This window comes from Mangrovibacterium diazotrophicum, assembly GCF_003610535.1.
Classification (GTDB): domain Bacteria; phylum Bacteroidota; class Bacteroidia; order Bacteroidales; family Prolixibacteraceae; genus Mangrovibacterium; species Mangrovibacterium diazotrophicum.
Genome location: NZ_RAPN01000001.1, coordinates 1237777 through 1259162 on the forward strand (window position 1 = coordinate 1237777; position 21386 = coordinate 1259162).

Consider the following 21386-nt stretch of genomic DNA (forward strand, 5'->3'; position numbering starts at 1 on the left):
CATTCCCAAGGTTTGTCGCTCCCAAATCGAGCATTTCTCCCAATCAAAGACGAATATTCTATAGGGCTACCCTATACTCGCCGACTAAAGCTTGTCCCTGAATTCAACGACTCTAACTTAAATCAATAAGGTGGAAAAGAAAAATACAGGGGAAAGCTCCCCTGTATTTTCATATAATCAGTCGAGTAATTAATAACCCGGATTTTGCATCGCTGATTTCTCATCAGCAGTCAACGGACGTCCCTCGGTATAAATACCATCCAGGAAGGTCTGAGGAATTGGTCTTAAGTTGTGATAATCCTGAATATTTGCCGAAGCTTCAGGGTTGTAGGCACGTACCCTTGCAACCAACGTTTTAGTACGGCTCAAATCTTCCCAACGAAGCCATTCACCGCAAAGTTCACGGGTGCGTTCGTTCAACACCAGGCACATCATGCGGTCATAGTCACTTGAATAGCCCAATGTTGTGATGATCGCTTCATCTTCGTCTGGCAAGGTTGAAGTACTGTTAATCGTCAAACTTGTAGCAGCGGTTGTTTCAGAAATGTTGTTCGACTCGTAATAAGAGTTTTCATTCATATACGAGTTGTCACTCAGCGGCTGAGAATAATCAGAAGTAGGATAGGATTCGGCACCATCCATATAGTAAGAACGATCTTCTCCGCTTTTGTAAGTTGCACGGCTGCGAACGGCATTAATATAAGGCAGAGCTTCTGAATAATCTCCCATACGGATTTTCGCTTCGGCTGCCATCAAATAAGTTTCGGCTGAACGCGCCAAAATTTCATCACGCATACCCCTGTTATCATTGATCGCTGTACGGTCGGATTCGAAGTGTTTGGACAAAGACGGCCATCTCGGGTTTGCCAAAAGCCCCACACCGTCGGCAGCATGTGCCACATAAACGTGAGGTATTGTTTTTCCGGTTTCGCTGTACAAAATACTTGGATCGTTGTTATTAACCGTTTTCGCAAAACGAGTGTCGTCGGCAGAGTTAATCACGTACATGATGCCCAGGTCAACACCTGCAGTATAGGCGATTCCTCCAGATTCGCCACCTCTGTTTACCCGGTGTTTCGTCCGGAATGTTTTCCAGAAACGGGAATCGTTGATATGGTCGAACACATCGTAAGTAAAATAAGTACATGCCATACGGCTATATGGACGCATACCGGTCAGGTCACGTTTCATCATGGCGAGGTCATCATAGCGAGCCGTGAAGTATACGTGACTTTGGTTATAAGTATCCAATGCTGCATCGCGGCTAAACGATGCCGACAAGATTAATTCAGGAAGAGACTCATTCGCTCCATCTGGTTGCGTGTAATACCAAAGATCCTGGTAATTGCCGGCCAGCGGGTGATTGGCAATCACTTCGTCTGATAAATCCAACACCTTTTGAAGGTCGGCAGTTTTTGTGCTTGAGTTCCAGGAATCATTAATTTCGCTGGCACGGGTCAAATAAGCTTTTGCCAGGAAGTGAGCAGCGGCATCTTTCGTGATTTCGTTGGGAGTAGAAGCCGAATTATCCAATAAATCATAAGCCATCTCAAAATCGGAAATTACCTGCGCCAATACCTCTTCGACGCTGGCCCGTGTGAACTCCAACTCAACACTGGTACTTGGTTCCAATTTCAATGGAACGCCACCATATTGGCGAGCTAACTTCAAATAGACGAAAGCACGCAAAAAATATCCTTCACCCAAAGCCGTCTTTTTAATAGCATCGTTTGTTGATTCAATGTCAGTTGCTGATTTGATCAATTGATTAGCGTATCCGATACCCAAATAAGCATTATCCCAAGGTTCTTCGGCAGTTGTACGGATTGTTGTAATACTGGAATTGAAACGGCTGTCGTAATTATTCCATTGGCTGTTGGTATCGTCACCTCCAACATGAAACTCGTCCGTACCATAGTTGGTTGTACCAAACTGAACTTCGCTGGCAAATGGCTTTGTAAAAACATAATAGTAGGTACCAATAGCCAATTCCTGAATACCTTCTTCTGTATTAAAATAGGAAAGGTCTCGTTCAGTTTCCAGTGTTTCTTTCAGAAAGGAATCCTGGTTACATGAAGTTACACCGACTGTTAGGGCCAAAAGCGCTATCAGATGTGTATATATTTTTATATTCTTTTTCATAAGTCTCATTCTTTTTGAATTTAACATGTCTTAAAATTGAAGATTAACTCCCATTACAAAACCTCTGTTTGCGTAATGCGCTTTGGTATCCATGTCTCGGAACGACACTTTATTGAATACATAGCCGGGATTCAACGCCTGTACATAGAAGCGTAACTTGGAAACTCCCAGTTTATCGGTTAGCATATTCGGCAAGTTGTAGCCTAACGAAATATTTCGAATTTTCAGGAAAGAACCACTTTCAAATCCGAGTGATCCGTAATATTGATCACCATAACCGGCTGAGTAAATTGGCTTTTGATAGTCAGAATTGGTGTTGTTTGGCGTCCAGTAGTTAATCTTGCGTTGCTGATAACGTCCAACCAAACCTTCACCTCCGGCATCATAAGTATATCCGAAACGTCCGTACATAAAGATTGACAATTCTAAGCCCTTATAAGTAAATGTGTTTGTTAAACCCAAGATATATTTAGGAATCTCGCTACCGATGATGACACGGTCGTTGTTTGCATCGATTTTATAGTCACCGTTTTGGTCAACCGGACGAACGTTACCTGCCGTAAACGTATGGCCATTCGCATTGAATTTTGCCATTTCTTCGGCATCTGATTCCTGCCAGATTCCGGCAGCTTCGTAATCGTAGATGATGTCCTGAGATTCTCCGATGAACCACTCGTTGTTGATGTCGTCTTCTTTACCATTTGCCAGCGAAACAATTTTGTTAGTCTGGTAGGAAGCGTTCAAGGTCGTTGTCCATTCAAAACCATTGGTTGTCACGTTGACCGTGTTCACGGTTAAATCGATACCACTGGATTTGGTTTCACCAATATTCGCAAAGGTGTCTTCATAACCGGTAACCGTTGGGATTGATTTCTGCATCAACAAATCGGTTGTATGTGAGATATAACTATCTAAACTACCTGAAATCCTTGAGTTAAGGATTGAGAAATCCAAACCAATATTATACTGCGTGGTTTTTTCCCATCCCAAATCTTCATTCGCAAGAGTTGGATCAGTATATTGACCAGCAGTTGTGGTACTTCCGATTGGGTAGAACACAGCTACTAATCGACCTTTTGTTTCGTAAGGATCGATCGCGGCGTTACCGGTAGCACCAACCCCCAAACGTAATTTCAGTTGGTTTACCCATGCGGCACCAGACATAAAATCTTCCTGGTCTATACGCCATCCCAAAGCCGCACTGGGGAAGAATGCCCACTTGTTACCCTCAGCCAACTGAGAAGCTCCATCATAACGACCTGATGCCGTTAACAGGTATTTTCCTTTATAAGCATAAGTTAAACGGGCCATATAAGAAAGCAATGATGACTTCGTAATATTAGAATCCCAACTTTTCAGAGAACTAACAGCATCAAAGGCATTCCATTTTTGGCTTTCCAGCGGAATGTTGTCTGCTGACATCAAGCTTCCTTCCGATTTAAATTTGGTCTGACTCTGCAATAACGTCAAGCCAAAATCATGTTCGCCTACGGTCTTGTTGTAAAGCAACAAGTTATCGAGCGTGTATGACAAACGTTGACTTTTTTGCAAAAGAGCAAAAGCAGATCCACTCCGGATCACTGATTTTCCGTCGATATAAACACCGTTACGCCAGTTTTCCATATCGGGACCGAAGTTGATGCGGTATTTCAAACCGTCCAACACGGGCAGAATGCTGCCAATATCAACCATACCATAAAAACTACCGAAGGTACGCACGGTGGTCCGCTGGTCTTGTGAATATTTGTCTTCGTCGATGATTGTCTTTACCGCGATATCACCACCAGGATAGTCAATCTTGTTGCCATCTGAATCATAAGGCAGCGTGTAAGTGAAAACACTGTATGCCTGATCGTACAGGTTGTCTCTTACGGACACGGCAACGTTACCTGCCTGTGATTGACCAAATTCCTGGATACTGTAGGAAGAATTCAACTTAACACCCATCTGGAACCAATCGGTCGGAGTAACATCAACACTAACACTTCCGTTGTAGCGTTTATAGCTTTGTCCCTTCACTACACCCGTATTATCGGTATAACCAAAGGAACCGTAAGCCGTCATTTTCTCCGTACCACCACTGGCGCTGATCGTATTGGTTGTGGTAATCCCGGTGCGGGTAACAAAATCAGTCCAGTTTGTAGTGGTTAATTTTGAACCATCCCAGGTACCGCTTGCCCAGCCTTTTTCAATATTTGCAAAGGCAGTTTCATCACCGGTAAAGATTTTAGCATCATTTTCCAAAGTAGGTTCATCTCCTCTTGGATAGGTCCCGGCAGATGCCAGTTCGTAATATTTTGCCCAACGACGATATTCGACATACTCACCTGCACTAAACAAAGGAGCATATTCGTGTACTTTTTCAATCGTCACTGAAGAGTCGAAAGTCAGGGTAAACTTACCGGCTTTCCCTTTTTTGGTAGTAATCAAAACAACACCATTGGCTCCCCGTGATCCGTAGATCGCTGTTGCAGATGCATCTTTCAGGATGTCAATCGATTCAATGTCATTTGGGTTCAGGTTATCAATTCCACCGAAGGTAAATTCGTTATTGTCGTCGCCTTGAATATCTGCTGTTGAAGAAACCAATGGAATACCATCGACAACGTAAAGCGGCGAGTTTGAGGCGGTTAATGAGCGTACACCACGGATGGAAATACTTCCAACTGTACCTGGACGTTCGTTGGAAGAAATATCGATACCGGCAGCTTTACCTTGCATCGCAGCAACAGCATTCGTCACCGGACGAGAGGTGAGTTCTTCTGCTCCAACACTAACTGTGGCACCGGTAACATCCGATTTCTTTTGAACCCCGTAACCGATTGCCACAACTTCCTCCAAACCAATTGTTTCTTCTTCCAACACGACATTGATTTGTGTTTTTCCGGCAACCGGAATCTCCTGCACTTTCATCCCAACAAATGAGACCTGCAGAACGGCATCGGACGGTACATTGCTGATGGTGTATTTACCATCAAAGTCGGTTATTGTTCCGTTACTTGTTCCTTTTACAACTACAGTGGCACCCGGAATCGGCTCGCCGCTACTCGACTTAACAACCCCGGTTATGGTACTTTGTTGCTGTAATTCGGCAAAACGGCTTTCGCTGTTATCATTCATCAGAATAATCTGGCGATCAGCGATCTTATAATTAACATCTGTTCCTTCGAAAATTTCGGCCAGGATTTCTTCGATATTGGCATTCTCCAATGTTAAGGTCACATTCCGGTTAACATCAATATCTTCATTGGTATATAAAAAGAAAAATTCACTCCGATCTTCAATCGATTTCAGAACCTCGCGGACCGTTGTGTTTTTAAAGGATAAATTCAGCTTGGTTCGCTGAGAATAGACGCTTGCACTTAAGTGCATACATGTAACTAAGAGCAGGATAGTGGTCAGTTTCATAATACGCAACCATTTTTGAAGAAGGCATAGCTCTCCCTCTGTACTAAACAATTTTTTTTTCATAAGTTTGTAGTTCTAGTGTTACAATTTTCCCTTTTTCAGGGGTTTGTTACGCAATACATGCACCGCATGAAAATAGAAGGGAAGTGGTTCCAGCACTTTCCTTTTTTTCTTAGCGATGACTAATAAATACTTGGTCTTCGTTTATTTCATAGTTCATTGGTGTTGTATAGGACAATAAATTCAACATTTCACGTAAACTTTCCGTTTTAATGGTCATTGTATAAAGTTTGGTGACGTTTAGGTTCCTTTCTACTGTTATATCAACATCATACCAGCGCTCCATTTTCTTGACAACTTCTTCGAAGCTGGCATCCTGAAAACGCAAGAGATTTTCTTTCCATGAAGTGTATAAGTCGGTATCAACTTTTCGCTGAGTTGATTCACCGGTTGAAATATCCATCGAGAGCTGATCGCCAGGGAGTAAGTCGGCTTCTTCATGAGTCACATTGTTAACCGCCAATATTTCGCCATCTTCCAATGTTGCAGTAACGTTTTTGTCTTCAGCATAAGCATTCACGTTAAACCGGGTGCCCAACACCTTTATATCTACCTTACCCGGTGTACTTACAATAAAAGGTTTACCGTTATCTTTACGTGTAACATCGAAAAAGGCTTCACCATCCAAAAAAATTCGTCTTTCATTCTTCGAGAAGGAAGTTGGAAACCGGAACCGAGTTCCTGAATTCAACCACACTTTGGTACCATCGTAAAGCACGATTTCAGACCGCTCTCCCTGAGGAACAAAGATTTCATTCGACGCAACAACATCGACTGAATCAACGGAATAAACAGTTTTATATCCCCAAGCACCAATTAGGAGTGCAATGATAAAAATGGCTGCATAACGCATGAAATGTATAAGGCGCAGAGAGCGTTTCTGTGCTGCTTGTGTCCTGACATTAGCCCAAATGCGTTTGATTTGTTCCTGCGAAGCTGAAGTTTCCGAAAGGTTCTCAAAACCCTGTAATACAAAAATCGCCTGATCGATTTCAGCTTTCTTTTCAGGATGACGTTCCAAAAATACCGGCCACTGTTCGGATTCGTCTCCGGAGTTCTTACCCAAAGCCCAGGCTCTGAATTCTCCGTCCATCACGAAATCATCGGTCGTATATTTGCTGTACTTTTCCATTTTTTGGGGGTTACATAACTAGATAAGGCACCCAAGTAGAAAACATCATCACGGAAATAGAAAAAAATTAATCTTTTTTTAAGATACCATAAATAAAGAGCATTGCCGCGGATAAGGATTCTTCCTCTAGCATTTGCCGGATGGACTTAACAGCCCGGTAGATCAGGTTTCGGCAGGCCTCTACACTCATTTCCATGATTGCTGCCACTTCATCGTAATCGAGTTCTTTTTTGAAGCGGAGATAAACCGCTTCCCGCTGTCGATGACTCAACCTTTCCAAGGCTCTATTAAACCGGATCCATTTCAACTGTTCTGATTCGCCCAGGATCAAATTATCCTCCGGAGAAAGATGAATGCCAAAATTGATTTCAGAGCCAGACTCTTCGGTATACCGACTTTCCTTTTTTAGATGCCGAAGTAATTTTCGGCGAAAAGACTTTAGTAAAAACAGTTTGATGTTGTCCGTCGCACCAATGGTCAACCGGTTTTTAAACAGGTCTGCAAAGAGATCCTGAACAGCGTCTTCGATCAACTCCTGATTTTGAGTGAAACGGAAGCCATATTGATAAAGGATTTGGAAATATTGATGATAGATGCGGGAAAATGCCTCTTCATTCCCTCGCTTAAACTCATCCCATATTATGGAATCTTGTCTTACCAAATAGTTAGTTTAGTTTGCTAGTAGTTAGTACGTTTACATCTCAACAAAACATTGAGTTTTATGCAAACTTACGCTAATTTTCAGAAAACGCAAGTGGCCCAAACAATCAAAGGAGCGCTGCTTCCTGGTTAGAAGCTACCGAAGTACTCATTTCCAAGACGAAAAAAATTTCTCGCTTTCTGCATTTTTCGGTCCAGCTCAAACAACTCGTGGTAGTAGGCTTTTTCCTGTTCGTTGGTGGTGATGATCTTGTGCATACCGCCGTTTTGAATCACGACACGTCGGTTGGCTTGAAGAATGAGTAAAGGATCGTGCGTGGCCATCAGCACAATCTTTTCCTGGCTAACCAGCAACTCCAAGGCTTTGCGTTTATCTACGCCGGCATTCTCAATCTCGTCGATCAGCACAATGGGAGCCTGACCAATGCAGGCTACATCGGCAATCATCAGGGCGCGGGACTGGCCACCGCTAAGGAAAGTAACCGGTGTGTCGGGTTGAAAACCTTCTCCGGAAAGTTCGTTGGCCAATGCAATCACTTCGGCTACTTTTTCTTCGGCATTTTCCAGGAAGCGGCTTTGTGCATGCAGCAGCAGAAAGCTTTGCACATCCATATCAAGCACAAAATTCATGTTTTGGGTGATCTGGGCTATGAGTTTACCGCCGAAACTGCTTTTCAGGTTTTCATCGGGCAGCACACCGTTCAGCAGCACTTTGCGTTTGGTGGGCGTATCTTCGTTGGCCAGCCACTCAATATCGGCCAGCAGTCGGCTTTTGCCCGATCCGGTGGGGCCAACAATGCAGGTGATCTCCCCTGGCTTGATCAATAAACTACAAGCTTCCTGTTCACCTCGTTTATTCTGACCAGACAGCACTTCGAGCGAATGAATCTGTTGCACTGCTTCGACCTCCAGAATCCCTTCTACCAAATCGAGAAACTGCCCGGTCAGTTCTTCAGCGGAGGTTTCAAAGTCAGTCCAAAATTCAACCGGAAGTTGAGCAACTGTTTCCCTAAAACTGTGGCCGTTCACCACCAGACCGTAAACCTGCAGAAAGTCACTGACCATCGGACATTCCGTTACTACTTTAGACAAAGGTTGATCGATGATATCGTGGGATGCACTCATGACAGTTTAATTTTACGATTTAGCCCGACCTGGAAATCCTCTCCCACACGGGTCTCGCCTAAACAATAGGAACACAAGGCGGCCGGCATAGAGAACCGAAGCTTCAGGCTTTCGGCATTGCTAACCGATTTGGCCAAACCAATCATGCGTGCTAGTTTATCGGCTCCCTGACCGGTGATGCCGTTAATGAAAAGTACAGTTGCTTTGGGATTTACCTGCTGAATCTTATAGCGAAACACTTCGCGCTCCGCCTGTGAAACGAGATCGCTTTTGGTCACCACAACCACATCGGCTAATTTCAGCATGGGCCCGGTTTTCAGGGGCGTATTGATGCCGCTCAGGTTATCGAGCACACAAATGGCCATCATTTCTTTCAGGTGCGGTGCACAACGATTACACAAACCGGCACTCTCGGTGATCAGGGTATTGAATTGATTTTCTTTCGCCCAGGCCAGACAAGCCTCGATATTCGACACAAAATAATGATCAGGACACAGGTTTCCGGCAATTCCCGTTTGAGCAGTGATTCCTGCTTGCGTGTAGCGCTCCTCGTCCAGTGAGCTGATACAGTCGAACTTAATGACTCCACACTGGCATTTCAGGCCCTCCACACTTTCGATCATTTTCAGAATAACCGAAGTTTTTCCCGACGAGGGTGGGCCGGCAATAGTGATCAGTCGAATTTCATCCATAGCTTATTCCTTATTTGGTGAAACGATCGTCAGAGCGTTGGCTGTGTGCCATGCGCTCGTCTTTTTCATCCAGCCACCCGGACACTGCATCAGGTCGGTTATCAGTTTGGCGAAAGAAAGGCTTCATATCCAGCAATGGCGTTCCATCCAACATGTCCGCCCCTTCAAAGTAAACCTTGTTGCCTTCAATTTTCACCAGTTTCACCGTCGACAAACCGATGGCACAAGGACGTTTGGGCGAACGGGTTGCAAAAATGCCATGCAGCTTGTCGTCCATAAAAGGCTTCACCATCAATTCGTGTCCTTTCACTTCATGCAGGTGATAGATTAGCGTGACATGTGAAAAGCCGTCCAGATCAGTCAAGCCTTGCTGCAACTCGGGTTTCAGCTCAACAAAGCCTTCCAGTCCATTGGCGCCAACCGGTTGAATCGGCATATTCACCAAACTCTGGTGAGGCGTTCGTATCAACCCAATAGGGTCAAAGTATATTTTATTCAATTCGTTTTCAATCATACAACTGCCTTTTGTTTCCACACTTCCATAAACACGTCGCGGATTTCGTCCTTCAATTTACCAATGTCGTGCTTATTCAGGAAATCCCAACCCAACCATTTTACTGATTCCGGTAAGGTATTTTCCACTTCGGGGTGAATTGCCGGGAAAAAGCGACTGACGAGCAGTTCGCCGGTTTCTTTCGACAGCAGGAAATTTAGCAGTGAACTGTGCTTTTCCATGGCCGATTTACGGACCATCATAAACACCGGGCTGGCAATTGCACCGTCCTCAGGCCACAGCAGTTTCACTTTCGGGTTCTTAATCTTCTTGGCGAAAAAGTAAGGCATGATGTAGACAGTCGCAGCATCTTCCCCACCCTTGTCGGCCAGCTTTACCATTTCGGCGGGGTGTTTGCCGGTGCGAATGTTTTGCGCCATCTGCCGGATGGCATAAAAACCATGCTCCTTGTAAAATGGCAACATGATCGCATTGCAAAAGAAATCATCTTCGCCCCGCATGATAATCTCGTCCACAAAAGCTTCAGTAAGCAAATCGGACCAAACCGTTGGCATCGGGATCGACCCAAGCCGCTCGGTATCCACGGCCATCACCAGCATGTTGGCTGTAAGCATGGTGTAATTGCCCGACGGATCGGCAAACCCCGCTTTTTCCAGGTAAGGATTCGGTGTGTACGGGGTGAAAGTCTCAAAAATTCCTTTACCTACGAACCGTTCCTGAAACGGCCGGTGAAAGAAGTTATTCACATCGGAGGCCAGCATGATGTCCGGCAACTCATCTGCCGACGACACATGATCGAGCATCGGGTAATACGACAGCTCGTGGTTCACATTTCCTTCGGTCAGGTAGTCCAGTCCCGCGTATTCTGTTGGATGCTCCAACACGTGAGCCTCGATAAAATCCTTGAACGGGTTACGAAGCCCGCAGGGCAACATCGCCATAAAATGCAACTGATCGAGTGGTTTATCACTCTCAACCGAAGCCGTAGTATCGGTCAATGACTGGTTCAACATAGCGATAAAAGTATCCACATCCAGTTTTGAGGAGCGCAATAAAGTTCCAAGCCTGGTAAAACGACCTATCTTTTTCAGGTTGGCCGGAGTAAAGTAGCTGCCTAAGCCATTCTTTTCGAAAACCGGAACCAGCTCCGGATGGCTTTCTGCAATATTCTGTATGGTATCGTTTGGAGTAATCAGCATAAGTGATCTATTTTATGAAATTGGATCTCGGAAAAAACAGGCTGTTTCTTCTAAAATCGGTTCTTCAAATTCAATCAATGTCAATTGTTGTTATTCATAAAACAGATAACGCGCCAAAAAACAAAAGGCACTAATGGCAAACTGATGATCAATCAATTACAAAAAACCACTTTTCCAGATCATACATTTTGGTAGGATTTCCAAAACAAAAATCAACTAAAATGTATGGGAAAGAGGTTACAATCCAGTTAGGTTTTGCGTTCAATCCGAATGTGATTACCGGAGACCTAAATTTGTCAAATCAGCCCCCTGCAAAGTAATCGTTTTGTAACTAGTCATTGATCGTGTGGTTACAGGCAATTGTTATCCTTGCACTCCGGTTCCGGCCAAGTAAATTTGGGAAAGTCTTGCCGGAGACTACGATTGATCAAAACAAATAATCCGACTCCACCATGGCACGCCATCTTATCAAATTCTCGTTATTTTTTTGTCTTTGCATTTTTCAGAATGCATTAAGTGCACAAAAACCGGTGGTTTACCACGCTCCCAAATACGAACCAGCATGGATGGCTCCCACTGTTCACCCAGACCGCATAATGATCAACTATGGAGCTGATCCGACAACAACTGCCAGTGTATGCTGGAGAACTAATGAGCAGATTACAGAAGCTTTTGCCGAGATCGCCAAAGCAACCCCAGCACCTAAATTCTGGCGTAATTCCCAACAAATTAAGGCTCGGACCGAACACATAAATGGACTGGAGGTGAAAGATGCAGGCTTTGCTGCCAACTACCATTCCGTTACTTTCGACGGGTTGGAGCCCAACAGCCTATATGCATACCGGGTAGGCGACGGTGAACACTGGAGCGAATGGATTCAGTTTAGAACTGCTTCGACAACGAACGATCCCTTTTCGTTCCTGTATGTAGGCGACGCACAGAACTACATTCTCGAGCTTTGGTCCCGACTGATCCGTCAAGGTTTTCAACAAGCCCCCGATGCGCGTTTCATCATTCATGCCGGCGATTTGGTATCGACCGCGCACAGCGAACAACAGTGGGAGGAATGGTTTCGCGCCGGAAGCTTTATCCACAGCATGGTTCCTGCTATTCCGGTTGCCGGAAATCATGAGTACGAACCGCTCTACGAGGGTCAGGACAATGATCAGGAGGTGCTCTCAATCCAATGGCGCCCTCAGTTTGCCTTACCAGAAAACGGACCAACCAATATCGACGAACTGAAAGAAACCACATACTTTACCGACTTCCAAGACGTTCGGATAATCGCCTTAAACTCGAATATTTACCACGAAGAACAAGCCAAATGGTTGAAAACCATTCTATCTAACAACCCGAATCGCTGGACCATTATTACTTTTCACCACCCGCTTTACTCAGCCTCGCAAGGCCGGGATAATGAGGAATGGCGTAATTTGATGAAACCAATATTCGACGAATACGGCGTTGATCTGGTTTTACAGGGCCATGACCACAGTTATGCCCGCGGTCGGGTATCACCGGATGAATACAACCTGACATCGGGCGTAAACAAGCGCGATCAAACCGGATCCGTTTACGTGGTATCGGTAAGTGGCGGCAAGATGTACAAATTGCGCGAAAACGGCTGGGAAAACTGGGAAGCCGACCAGGAACGAGCTGCAGAAAATACGCAGCTGGTGCAAACGATTACAGTCAATAAAGACACTATACACTACCGGTCGCTGACGGCAACGGGCGATCTCTATGATGCTTTCGACCTAGTAAAGCACAAGAACGGCCCCAACACATTGGTGGATCTTCAGGAGCAGGCAATCGCCGCCCGTTACCATCACAATACCATTTCTTATGACGACAAACTACCGCTCGATATCAAAAATGATATCAGCAATAAGTACCCTGACTTTGAAATCAACAAAATCGATATTCGCGAAAACGAGGAAGGTAATTTGTTTTACGATATAAGGCTCCAAAACGGAGAATTGAAATTTCGGCTCAAGGTCGGAGAACAGGGACAGGTTTTAGAAGAAAAGCAACAAAACTAAATTTTAAAACACTGAAATTTAACCACTTAACAAATATACCTTATACCGGCGCCGGCATCAAAACGCACAACATGTGTTCAAACAAAAGCCCTACGACAAAAAAGATGAAAAGCTATACCAACGACAGCAATTCTAAAAAACGATAAAAATTCAGTTACAATACCCGAAACCTTTGGATAAGTACGATGCCTATGTTAACGGAAGAGTTTATTCAACGCCTAACACAACCGAAGATGCCTTAATGATGGCCGACACTTCTTTCCCAACGGCTAATTCCAAATGGTCGACCGACGATTTTGTAATAACTGATGTAAGTTTAACACCGCCTCCCAAGTCCAGTTCCACCTGGCTATTGACGATACCATCCTTGATGGCACTGATTTTCCCGGGAAGTACATTTCGGGCACTAACCTGAAAATCACCAATACCAATCATCACATTCGACGCTTTCATAAAGGCAAAAGCCGCCGCATCGCGTTCCAGACCCAAGCTTTCAACGGCACTGTTGGTAATCACCGCAGCAATGAACATTCCGTTATCCAATTCAATATCAACTTCCGAATTCACCATTCCCTCGGTGATGGCAACAATGACGCCTTTAAGCTGATTTTGCGAACTTATTTTCATACAATCTTTTTTTAAAATCGTGCGTATTTGTGTCCAAGATAGTTTAAGGCAGTTAATATTCCCCTCTTCAATTAGCTGTTACAGAACTTAAACGAAAAAAAATCAAGCGTGCTTTCTAATTTTCCAGGTCGAAGACAAAGCGGGCATTCGCATATTCGGCCGCCACTTTATCGCGGGTAAAGAGCTCGATTTCGTTGAGTTTCTTTTTAAAATCGTCAGACGATTTACCACCAAACTTACTCACATTCAAAATAAACTTGAAGGAAAGACTCTTATGGTTCTGGACATTATTGGCCGAGTCGAAGATCAGGCGTTGGATGTCGTAAAGCAATCGAGTCTCATTCATATTACCAACCAAAAAGACGATGGCTTTTCCACCTTCAATCTCTTCGTCGGTTTCCATGGCGTTGGCCGAACTTTCTTCAAAATCCGGCGCCTGATGCAGCAAGAAAATATTGGTTTCAAGGTTGCTGAATTGAATCCGCCCAACCTTTCTTAAATTTTGCTCTTCGATAGGCTGGTAATAAACCATGCCTTTGTCAAGGCCGACGTGATAGCCTTTATACAACCAATAGGTTAATTTACGATCCTTTAAATCCGTTGTTGCTAAATCGGTCATAACAAACGACGTAGCTTCCGGGTATTTGGCCAAGGTTGCCAATACGAAGTCATTGGAATATTCATCCATTGCTTTTTCTGCGAGTAGCTTTCCACCGGTAAATAGAAACATACTGTTTTTATGGTCTAATACGGTCGACTCTTTTTGAATTTGCAAATGGTTCACCTTGCGAATCAGCTGTTTAAGCTCCAAGGCTGCTTTTAGATAGATCATGGCGAATGAGGTTTTGCACTAAATTATTCAAAAATGATAGTCGAGCGTTCAATTTTAATAGGATGATATAAAATGAAAACCAAGTTTTAACGTTGTATTAATCAGAAAAGATTAGAAAAGGCAGAATGCAGAGAAACGAACAAACAAAAGATCTACCGATCTATAAAAAAGGAGAAGAGATTTATGAACTGGTTTCCAAGATTGTAGATCTGATCCCGGAAAACAACACCGACCTGCAAATGGTAAAAAAAGAAATTTTGACCGACTCCCTTTTGCTCATGGTAAAAGTTGCCGGTGCTGAAGCGGGTGCCTTATACGATGTTAAAATGGAATGCGCCACCATCATCCGGAAAGCAGCGCACAACCTGATTGTGCAATACCACAACCTGGAAATGTTTAATTTCGAAGAAGTTGAGTATTACAAGATGGTACGCGATCTGGTCGAAGAATACCGCTTGCTTTTTATTGATTGGGTGGCGTCGTTCGATCAAAGCAACTACATGATCGACCGCTGGGGCTTGTTCAACCCTCCGGGAGTCAACCCGGACGATGCAGGACCGGATGATGACATCCCTTTCAATCCCGACGATTTTAACTTCGAAGACTAAAAAAAAAAATCCCTCGCCAAGCGAAGGATTTCTATATCATTAATTCATTTCGAGTTCAAGAATTCCGACCGGTTGCGGAGGCAAAGGAACTGTTGTTTCAGCCTGACCCTGGGCAACCCGCTGAAAATACAGCTGAAGTTTATTCTGATCTTTCAGCAGCTCTGTATCATAAGACGGCTCCCAGCGATCAACCGGGTAAGGACTGACAATTTGAGTCGACCATTCCAATTGATCCGCCAATTCCGACGTTGACAACACGACGTTATTATCGACTTCCTCATCGCGGTAAATCAGCACTAATTGCTGCGCTTCTCCCGATTTCAGAATCATAAGTTGCGGGCGGCTGATGGGAATACTGCGTGACCCCACACCTCCCAATTCAAAATCGAGCGTGCGCTTAGTCGCGGCCGATGCTTTCCACTCACCCTTTTGCCGGTAAATAATGTAAAACTGGGTACAACTGTCGCCTACCTGTTTGAAGTAAGTCGCAATAAACGGATTTCCATCCGCATCTGTCGTCATCGATGTTTGATTGATCAGATTGCTGCCTTGCGGAATGGCTTTGACAATTTCAGCGGAAGCCATTGTAATCGGCAACTGGTATTCTTCGCCGGTCGATTTCTGCCAGGTCAACCCACCATCCTTTGAACAGGCGTAACACATATCGTGGTTGGAATGCACATCGGGTGTTTCGCGCCAAACCCAGGAAACATGAATCGTCCCCTGCCGGTCGACAAACAGCTGCCAGTAAGCATTACGCTGGCTTTCACCATCAATCAGGTTGGTCTGCAAGCGCGACCAGCTTTTGGAAGTCAATTCGTAGCGGTTTAGTACCAGGTTACCATTCCCCGAGCCGCCATCGCGATAGGCAAACAACAAACCACCGTCGGCCATTTTGTAGAACTCGGGATAAGAAACCACCTGCTCATTTTCGCCAACCATCGGCACCATCTCTCCCATCTCCAGGCTTTCCGGCTCCAGGCTGCGGCAATAATGCAACGGATTGTTGTGGTGATCCCAACTGAGATGCAAATATCCCTCGCCATCAACCATCAGGCTGATCACATTGTGGGCATCGCGAATATTTCCGGTGTACTGGGTTCGGTAAACTTCGCATTTTTCAGTGTTATGCTCCCGGCGCGCCAAAACAACATGAGCGGTGCTATCATAGTAAGCTACGAACTGGTAATTAGCCGATGAGACCACTGAATTTTTGCGAAAAATTGTGGCATTAACACTATTCTCAGCCCATCCCTCACCTACCGGAACCAGTTTGGAGGTAAACGCAACAACTGGCTTTTTTTCCGGAGCACATGCAGCCAATGCAACAATTAAAATCAAAAGAAACAACTTGCTACTAAACTTCATTTCTGATCAATTTACAAGATCGATGGATCTATTTATTCAATAACTTTTTCATTCGTAAGAGCGCCTCAACATAGTAGTAATCGGCATAAGTTAACGGCACATCAACTTCAGTGCCATTCGGCATGTGGCCAACACTGTGTTCGAGAATGAAATTGCCGTTTTCACCCAAATTCGCTTGGTAAGCCGGAGAACTCAGGCTGCGCAGTTGCATTTCAGCAACACTCAAATAAGCTTTTGATTTTTCAGCTGAAACATATTGACTCAACTCGATTAAAGCCGAACAGATAATTGCTCCGGCAGATGCATCGCGTTTGGCATTGGGAATGTCCGGGGCATCAAAGTCCCAATAGGGAATTTTATCCTCAGGTAGATTGGGGTTATTCAGGATAAAGTCAGCGATATTTTCTGCTTGCTTCAAATACGCTTCGTTGCCTGTCTCGCGGTACATCATGGTGTAACCATACAAGCCCCACCCCTGCCCTCGTGCCCAGGCTGAATCGTCAGAATAGCCCTGCGCGGTATTTTTCTTTTCAGGCTGTCCGCTGATCGTGTCGTATGAAACGACGTGATAGCTACTGAAATCGTCTCGAAAATGATTTTTCAGCGTTGTGTTGGCATGGGTTTCAGCAACATGGCTATAAATGGTATCGTCAAAAGCTTTGGAGGCCCACTCCAGCATTTCGAGGTTCATCATGTTGTCAATGATGACCGGGTACTGCCATTTAGCACTCCACGGCGCATAATCCCACGAACGAATACATCCAATCGTTGGGTTGAAACGCGTAATCAGCGAATTCGAAGCGGTGCGGATCACATCACGATAAAGGGTATCACCGGTCAACCGGTAGGCATTTCCGAAGCTGCAGAAGATCATAAAACCAACGTCGTGATTGTCGGTAGTGTACTTTTGATCCTCCACCCGCATGGTGTAGTTGGTTGCCCAATCTTTCAGTGTATCAGTTGGCGTATTTTCATACAAATACCAAAGCACACCCGGAAAGAAGCCACTCACCCACCAGGCCGAGTTACAGGTTACCAACTTCCCTTCTTTATCGATTGTTTGCGGTAATCGATCCGGCTGGTCTTTCAAAGATTCTGCCATCAGCAAGCTATGTTGTGTCGCAAATTCAAGCGACTCGTCGACCAGCTGACCGAGCGGTTTTTCCTTTGGCTCCGGCGTTGCGCAACCGTTAAAAAGCCCGAGTAAGAGTAAAAAAGATAGGAACTGTCTATACATAGTTTGAATATTTATATTGATCGTTGATTATTTCATCTTTCGTCAATTGCCCGAAAGACGGCTAATTTCGGTAAAATTTAATTTTCGGTTGTAAATCCGGCAAAGCTTTATTTTCGAAGCTAGATTGCCAACTTCAAACTGCACTTCGTGAAAATCGCTCAGCGGCACAACCTGATTAAGAAGCCCGTTCACATAAACAGAAAGCACGCCGTCTGCATACACCAGCGTTAACAATACCGACGGATATTTTACTGGCGCACACCAGCGTCCATTGGTTGATCGGGCGTTCTCCATCCAACTATCAGAGGTTCCGAGCAGGTTGTTGCTACGATAAATTTTGCCATCAAAACGGACGTAGGTTTTCATACTTCCTTTCTCAATACCATATCCAAGCTTTTCCCACGAAAGCAGCTCTCCGCTGTATGTTGCCGAATCCAGATCCAAATCCAGGAATACCGAGAATTCTGTGGCTTCGGACAGATAAAACGAGCGATGTTCGTTTCCATGAACCGGATCAGCTTCGTAATGCGTGACTCCGGCATCCAAGTCAACCTTTTCCCCTTTCAAATTGAAGTCGGTATAAATGGAGGTATTGAAACCAAGCGGACGCTCGCGGCTCACAATCCAGTCGTAATAGTTGCCGTACATCCATGTCAGTTTCAGTGGTGTTTTGCGACGATTAGGAATGATAAAAGGTCGCACATTATTGAACTCCGAATCTTTCGTCAGCGTATCCGTCCGACTCACATTCCCTGTGTCGTCTACGGTATATTTGATCAACTCGTACACTTTGCCGTGTTTTCCTTCAACCGGAACCGTGCAATAAACTTCGTTTGGATTCTGATCATCGATGGCCAAACCGCCACTGTAGCATTTTTCAATGTCGGGCGATTGGTGAAAGTGGGCACCAGCATTCGTCAAAAAGGTCTTTTGCCATTCACTTCCGGTCCACCGCGCGTAATAATAATCGTGCGAGCTTTTGTCTTCGCTGATCCGCACCATGGCAATCACCGGCTTGCCGTCTTTATCCATGGTAACCTGCCATAGCCAATCCCGCAACTGCGAGTCATCAACAACAGCACTCGGATATTCGGCTTTATACTCCTGTGTCGCTGCAACATGGTGAAGGCCTTCACCAAGCTTGGAAATTACCTTACCGGTTACATCCTCCAACTCCATCGAATTGATATCGATAAAATTGAAATATAACCAGTTGGGGATCGTGGGATCCGGATGGCCGGTGGTATATGCCATGCAGATTTTATCCTTGCCATTGCTGGTATATTTGGCGTACGGCCGGGCGGCAGTCGATTGCACGATTTGTTTGGGGCCCCAAACAATTTCAACATGATCTGCTTCGTCGGGCAAGGTCAGCTTCGCAATCGTCGGGTGCCAGCTGATTCCTCGCCAACACAAATAGAAATGATCGGGATCATCCGACAAAATGAAAGGCGACGGATATGTTGTATTATTTTGAGTTTCAATCTTCATCTCTGGCCCAAGATCCGTGATATCACCCGGCTGCTTCGAAACACGATAGTAGAAGCAGGGCTCGTCGGTGTGTCGGGAGTAAAAGATCATCACGCGCTCATCAGGCAGTACCAAAAAGGTTGGATTATCATGATCGTCAGGTTGAAACCAGGATCGTACCAGAACCTCCTGCGTCTCCCCGGTTTTGAAATCATGCTGCGCTGCTTTTATGTTCCCGTGAATATCGATGTAGCCAATATAAGTTTTGTTGATTGTGCCGGCTTCATTCTCGTAATGCAATGCCCGCGGATCGGCAAACCAACACCAGGCACCTTCTTTTGCTAGTTGAAAACGTTCAGTCAACTGGTTAGCAGCTCGTTCCTTTGTTTGCGTACAGCTTAGCAGTAGTATTGTCAAAAGCAAACCGGTTATTGATTTCAGCAAATTTGCCGAGGCTCGTGTTTTCAATCGTTTCTTTTGTTTAAACATGGCTGTTCTTTTTGTCTGGTAATCCGATGCACCAAGATCGGTGCCTTTAAATTTATCTCCAAATTCCGGATTAAAGAAAGAAGGCTGCCCGAAATAACTCGAACAGCCTTTCATTTCAAATTATTGAACCACTAACTGATCTGAAAAATGCAATAAAGATCTTAAATAAGCCATTTAGTTAACTTCTAGAACAACAGTCATTACTGAGTTCCCCGGAAGAGTTATCGTGTCTCCTACACTTCCGGAGTTAACCAATTTTAAATTCTCGTCATTGCCCGAAGAGGTCAGATATGCTTTGAAATTGTAGTCATCCACATTGTCAACAGACAACTGGAATTCGTTAGCTATTGGTTTATAATTTTGAATAATGAAAACGAACTGTTTTCCATTATCTGTTTCATAACCTGAAAACTCCATACTGCTCACTTCGGAATCATTCACCTCGATACGCTTCATGCCCGGCCGAATAAAGCGAGAATAATTTCCCAACACCCAAAGCATTTTTGAGTCCGAAACGGCACCATCATTTTCGTTTCTATCAATATATATCAATCCATCTTTGTAATCATAGGGGCTAATAGCAGTCCACCACTGCCAGGAAGATGCATTAGCCTTTGTTAAATCTGCATGAATTACTCGTGCCAGATATAAAGCAGCGGTCATACTCAGATCTTTTCCAGAGCCTTGAATCATGTCGTTATCCTCCAGAATACAGTATTCGCTCATCCAATATTCTAACGAAGGGTCCACCGTATTTATCTTTTCAACCAACGTCTGCCGAACGTCATCCCTGTGATCAAAATCCCAGGTTGAAAAATAACTATGCCCTGCTATTTTATGTGCAACACGAGACAGATTTCCAACATAATTTTCACTCGACGAACTAAAAAATTCCTCTACTTGATTTCCTCGCCCCTCTTTATCGGAAGTCTCAAACAAATAATCGATCTGAGCCGTTTCTGGGATCTCAATCTTAGTGGAACTGCTCTGACCTTCGAGCTTGTCATTCAACAACCTGGTTAATGCAGCAATCTCGCTGTTTTGTGCAGGTGTACCTTCCTGTCCGGCTGACATCCAATCCCATTGAGGTTCATTAAACGGACTAATATAATTAAAATCAATTCCTTCGTCATTGGAGAAGTGCTGCAAAACCGTTCCAAGAAAATCAACATAGGCTGCATAATTTTCCTCGGCCAGGTTATATTGATCAGGCGATGATGAGTATGCTTTGCCGTTTTCTGTCAACAACACTGGAGGACTATTCACAAAAGCAATAAAGTCCTCAACTCCTCTTACCTTCGCAGCCTCAAGAAACCACCGTTGACCGGCTTGTTTGGTCCAATCGTACTGATCCGGGCCGGTTAGAAAACTTTCTGCTCTTCTCCAGGAATCCTCGATATCACTTTCACTTCCCTGCTCTGTACTTCCTCCTCCAATATTGAAACGCCATACCGAAAGACCAATCCCCTTGGGATTTCCATCAATATCCGTATCTGAACTAAACAACCAATCGGCTATTTGTTCCTTTTTCTCATCTGCCCAGTTTGCACCGACAAACTGGCAAGCCCAAGCATCTGAAGCACCAAAACCCTGAACTGTTTGGTACTCCTGATTCGGCTTAAGTGTGTAAACTAATGGTGATTCGTTTTCACTTTCGTCATTATCCTCCGATATGCCGGCGGAGCAGTTTAGCAAGCCAACAAAAGCGAAGAACAACATGAAGTATCTTATTTTTGAATATTTTCTCATATCGATTGATTAATTTGCATTGAACCTGTCCA

General features: G+C 44.5%; 16 protein-coding genes. 2 read left to right on the forward strand and 14 right to left on the reverse strand.

Annotated elements, in window-relative coordinates:
* Nucleotides 1-189: 189 nt before the first annotated feature.
* From BC643_RS04985 to BC643_RS05020, 8 genes are all read right to left on the reverse strand, one after another.
* The gene (locus tag BC643_RS04985) at nt 190-2142 is read right to left on the reverse strand and encodes a RagB/SusD family nutrient uptake outer membrane protein (protein ID WP_120272052.1); all 1953 of its coding nucleotides are present in this window, start codon (nt 2140-2142) and stop codon (nt 190-192) included.
* A 30-nt stretch (nt 2143-2172) separates the two neighbouring features.
* Entirely contained in the window at nt 2173-5550 is a 3378-nt protein-coding gene (locus tag BC643_RS04990; RefSeq protein ID WP_170154454.1) for a TonB-dependent receptor, read from the reverse strand.
* A gap of 172 nt (nt 5551-5722) precedes the next feature.
* Nucleotides 5723-6742 carry a FecR family protein gene (locus BC643_RS04995; RefSeq protein WP_120272054.1) on the reverse strand — a complete coding sequence of 340 codons (1020 nt, stop codon included), beginning with the start codon at nt 6740-6742 and terminating at the stop codon, nt 5723-5725.
* A 67-nt stretch (nt 6743-6809) separates the two neighbouring features.
* Nucleotides 6810-7403 carry an RNA polymerase sigma factor gene (locus BC643_RS05000; RefSeq protein ID WP_120272055.1) on the reverse strand — a complete coding sequence of 198 codons (594 nt, stop codon included), beginning with the start codon at nt 7401-7403 and terminating at the stop codon, nt 6810-6812.
* Nucleotides 7404-7531: 128 nt separating this feature from the next.
* Nucleotides 7532-8527 carry an ATP-binding cassette domain-containing protein gene (locus tag BC643_RS05005; RefSeq protein ID WP_211337987.1) on the reverse strand — a complete coding sequence of 332 codons (996 nt, stop codon included), beginning with the start codon at nt 8525-8527 and terminating at the stop codon, nt 7532-7534.
* On the reverse strand, nt 8524-9219 hold the full coding sequence (locus tag BC643_RS05010; protein WP_211337988.1) for a GTP-binding protein: 696 nt from the start codon (nt 9217-9219) through the stop codon (nt 8524-8526). The genes BC643_RS05005 and BC643_RS05010 overlap by 4 nt, the downstream gene beginning before the upstream one ends.
* Nucleotides 9220-9229: 10 nt before the next feature.
* On the reverse strand, nt 9230-9733 hold the full coding sequence (gene tsaA / locus BC643_RS05015) for a tRNA (N6-threonylcarbamoyladenosine(37)-N6)-methyltransferase TrmO (RefSeq protein WP_120272056.1): 504 nt from the start codon (nt 9731-9733) through the stop codon (nt 9230-9232).
* The gene (locus BC643_RS05020) at nt 9730-10932 is read right to left on the reverse strand and encodes an ABC transporter substrate-binding protein (protein ID WP_120272057.1); all 1203 of its coding nucleotides are present in this window, start codon (nt 10930-10932) and stop codon (nt 9730-9732) included. Before BC643_RS05020 ends, tsaA begins: the two co-directional genes overlap by 4 nt.
* Nucleotides 10933-11384: 452 nt before the next feature.
* On the opposite strand from BC643_RS05020, the gene BC643_RS05025 reads away from it, so the two are divergent.
* Nucleotides 11385-12974: a purple acid phosphatase family protein gene (locus tag BC643_RS05025; protein ID WP_120272058.1), complete on the forward strand. Its 1590-nt coding sequence runs from the start codon at nt 11385-11387 to the stop codon at nt 12972-12974.
* A gap of 207 nt (nt 12975-13181) precedes the next feature.
* Here the strand turns inward: BC643_RS05025 and BC643_RS05030 are convergent, their stop codons facing one another.
* Nucleotides 13182-13601, reverse strand: coding sequence for a TOBE domain-containing protein (locus BC643_RS05030; RefSeq protein WP_120272059.1), 420 nt, complete (start codon nt 13599-13601; stop codon nt 13182-13184).
* 115 nt (nt 13602-13716) lie between these two features.
* Nucleotides 13717-14433 (reverse strand): hypothetical protein, encoded by a 717-nt coding sequence (locus BC643_RS05035; RefSeq protein ID WP_120272060.1) that lies wholly within the window; start codon nt 14431-14433, stop codon nt 13717-13719.
* A gap of 125 nt (nt 14434-14558) precedes the next feature.
* On the opposite strand from BC643_RS05035, the gene BC643_RS05040 reads away from it, so the two are divergent.
* Complete coding sequence (locus BC643_RS05040) at nt 14559-15041, forward strand: hypothetical protein (RefSeq protein ID WP_120272061.1); 483 nt, start codon at nt 14559-14561, stop codon at nt 15039-15041.
* A gap of 39 nt (nt 15042-15080) precedes the next feature.
* Here the strand turns inward: BC643_RS05040 and BC643_RS05045 are convergent, their stop codons facing one another.
* Genes BC643_RS05045 through BC643_RS05060 form a run of 4 tightly spaced genes read right to left on the reverse strand, consistent with a single transcriptional unit; the run spans nt 15081 to nt 21354 of the window.
* Entirely contained in the window at nt 15081-16409 is a 1329-nt protein-coding gene (locus BC643_RS05045; RefSeq protein ID WP_120272062.1) for a BNR repeat-containing protein, read from the reverse strand.
* A 28-nt stretch (nt 16410-16437) separates the two neighbouring features.
* Nucleotides 16438-17646 (reverse strand): glycoside hydrolase family 88 protein, encoded by a 1209-nt coding sequence (locus BC643_RS05050; protein WP_120272063.1) that lies wholly within the window; start codon nt 17644-17646, stop codon nt 16438-16440.
* Between the two features lie 42 nt (nt 17647-17688).
* Nucleotides 17689-19719: a BNR repeat-containing protein gene (locus BC643_RS05055; protein WP_211337989.1), complete on the reverse strand. Its 2031-nt coding sequence runs from the start codon at nt 19717-19719 to the stop codon at nt 17689-17691.
* A 60-nt stretch (nt 19720-19779) separates the two neighbouring features.
* A complete protein-coding gene (locus BC643_RS05060) occupies nt 19780-21354 on the reverse strand; it encodes a glycoside hydrolase (protein ID WP_120272064.1) in 1575 nt (524 codons plus the stop codon).
* Nucleotides 21355-21386 lie beyond the last annotated feature (32 nt).

Bases quoted from the DNA above. Each gene is read 5' to 3' on its own strand.
- BC643_RS05040 (WP_120272061.1), top strand. From the start codon at position 14,559: ATGCAGAGAAACGAACAAACAAAAGATCTACCGATCTATAAAAAAGGA.
- BC643_RS05025 (WP_120272058.1), top strand. From the start codon at position 11,385: ATGGCACGCCATCTTATCAAATTCTCGTTATTTTTTTGTCTTTGCATT.
- BC643_RS05045 (WP_120272062.1), bottom strand. From the start codon at position 16,409: ATGAAGTTTAGTAGCAAGTTGTTTCTTTTGATTTTAATTGTTGCATTG.
- BC643_RS05035 (WP_120272060.1), bottom strand. From the start codon at position 14,433: ATGATCTATCTAAAAGCAGCCTTGGAGCTTAAACAGCTGATTCGCAAG.
- BC643_RS05010 (WP_211337988.1), bottom strand. From the start codon at position 9,219: ATGGATGAAATTCGACTGATCACTATTGCCGGCCCACCCTCGTCGGGA.
- BC643_RS05005 (WP_211337987.1), bottom strand. From the start codon at position 8,527: ATGAGTGCATCCCACGATATCATCGATCAACCTTTGTCTAAAGTAGTA.
- BC643_RS05050 (WP_120272063.1), bottom strand. From the start codon at position 17,646: ATGTATAGACAGTTCCTATCTTTTTTACTCTTACTCGGGCTTTTTAAC.
- BC643_RS05030 (WP_120272059.1), bottom strand. From the start codon at position 13,601: ATGAAAATAAGTTCGCAAAATCAGCTTAAAGGCGTCATTGTTGCCATC.
- BC643_RS05020 (WP_120272057.1), bottom strand. From the start codon at position 10,932: ATGCTGATTACTCCAAACGATACCATACAGAATATTGCAGAAAGCCAT.
- BC643_RS05060 (WP_120272064.1), bottom strand. From the start codon at position 21,354: ATGAGAAAATATTCAAAAATAAGATACTTCATGTTGTTCTTCGCTTTT.
- BC643_RS04985 (WP_120272052.1), bottom strand. From the start codon at position 2,142: ATGAAAAAGAATATAAAAATATATACACATCTGATAGCGCTTTTGGCC.
- tsaA (WP_120272056.1), bottom strand. From the start codon at position 9,733: ATGATTGAAAACGAATTGAATAAAATATACTTTGACCCTATTGGGTTG.
- BC643_RS05055 (WP_211337989.1), bottom strand. From the start codon at position 19,719: ATGAAAGGCTGTTCGAGTTATTTCGGGCAGCCTTCTTTCTTTAATCCG.
- BC643_RS04990 (WP_170154454.1), bottom strand. From the start codon at position 5,550: ATGAAACTGACCACTATCCTGCTCTTAGTTACATGTATGCACTTAAGT.
- BC643_RS04995 (WP_120272054.1), bottom strand. From the start codon at position 6,742: ATGGAAAAGTACAGCAAATATACGACCGATGATTTCGTGATGGACGGA.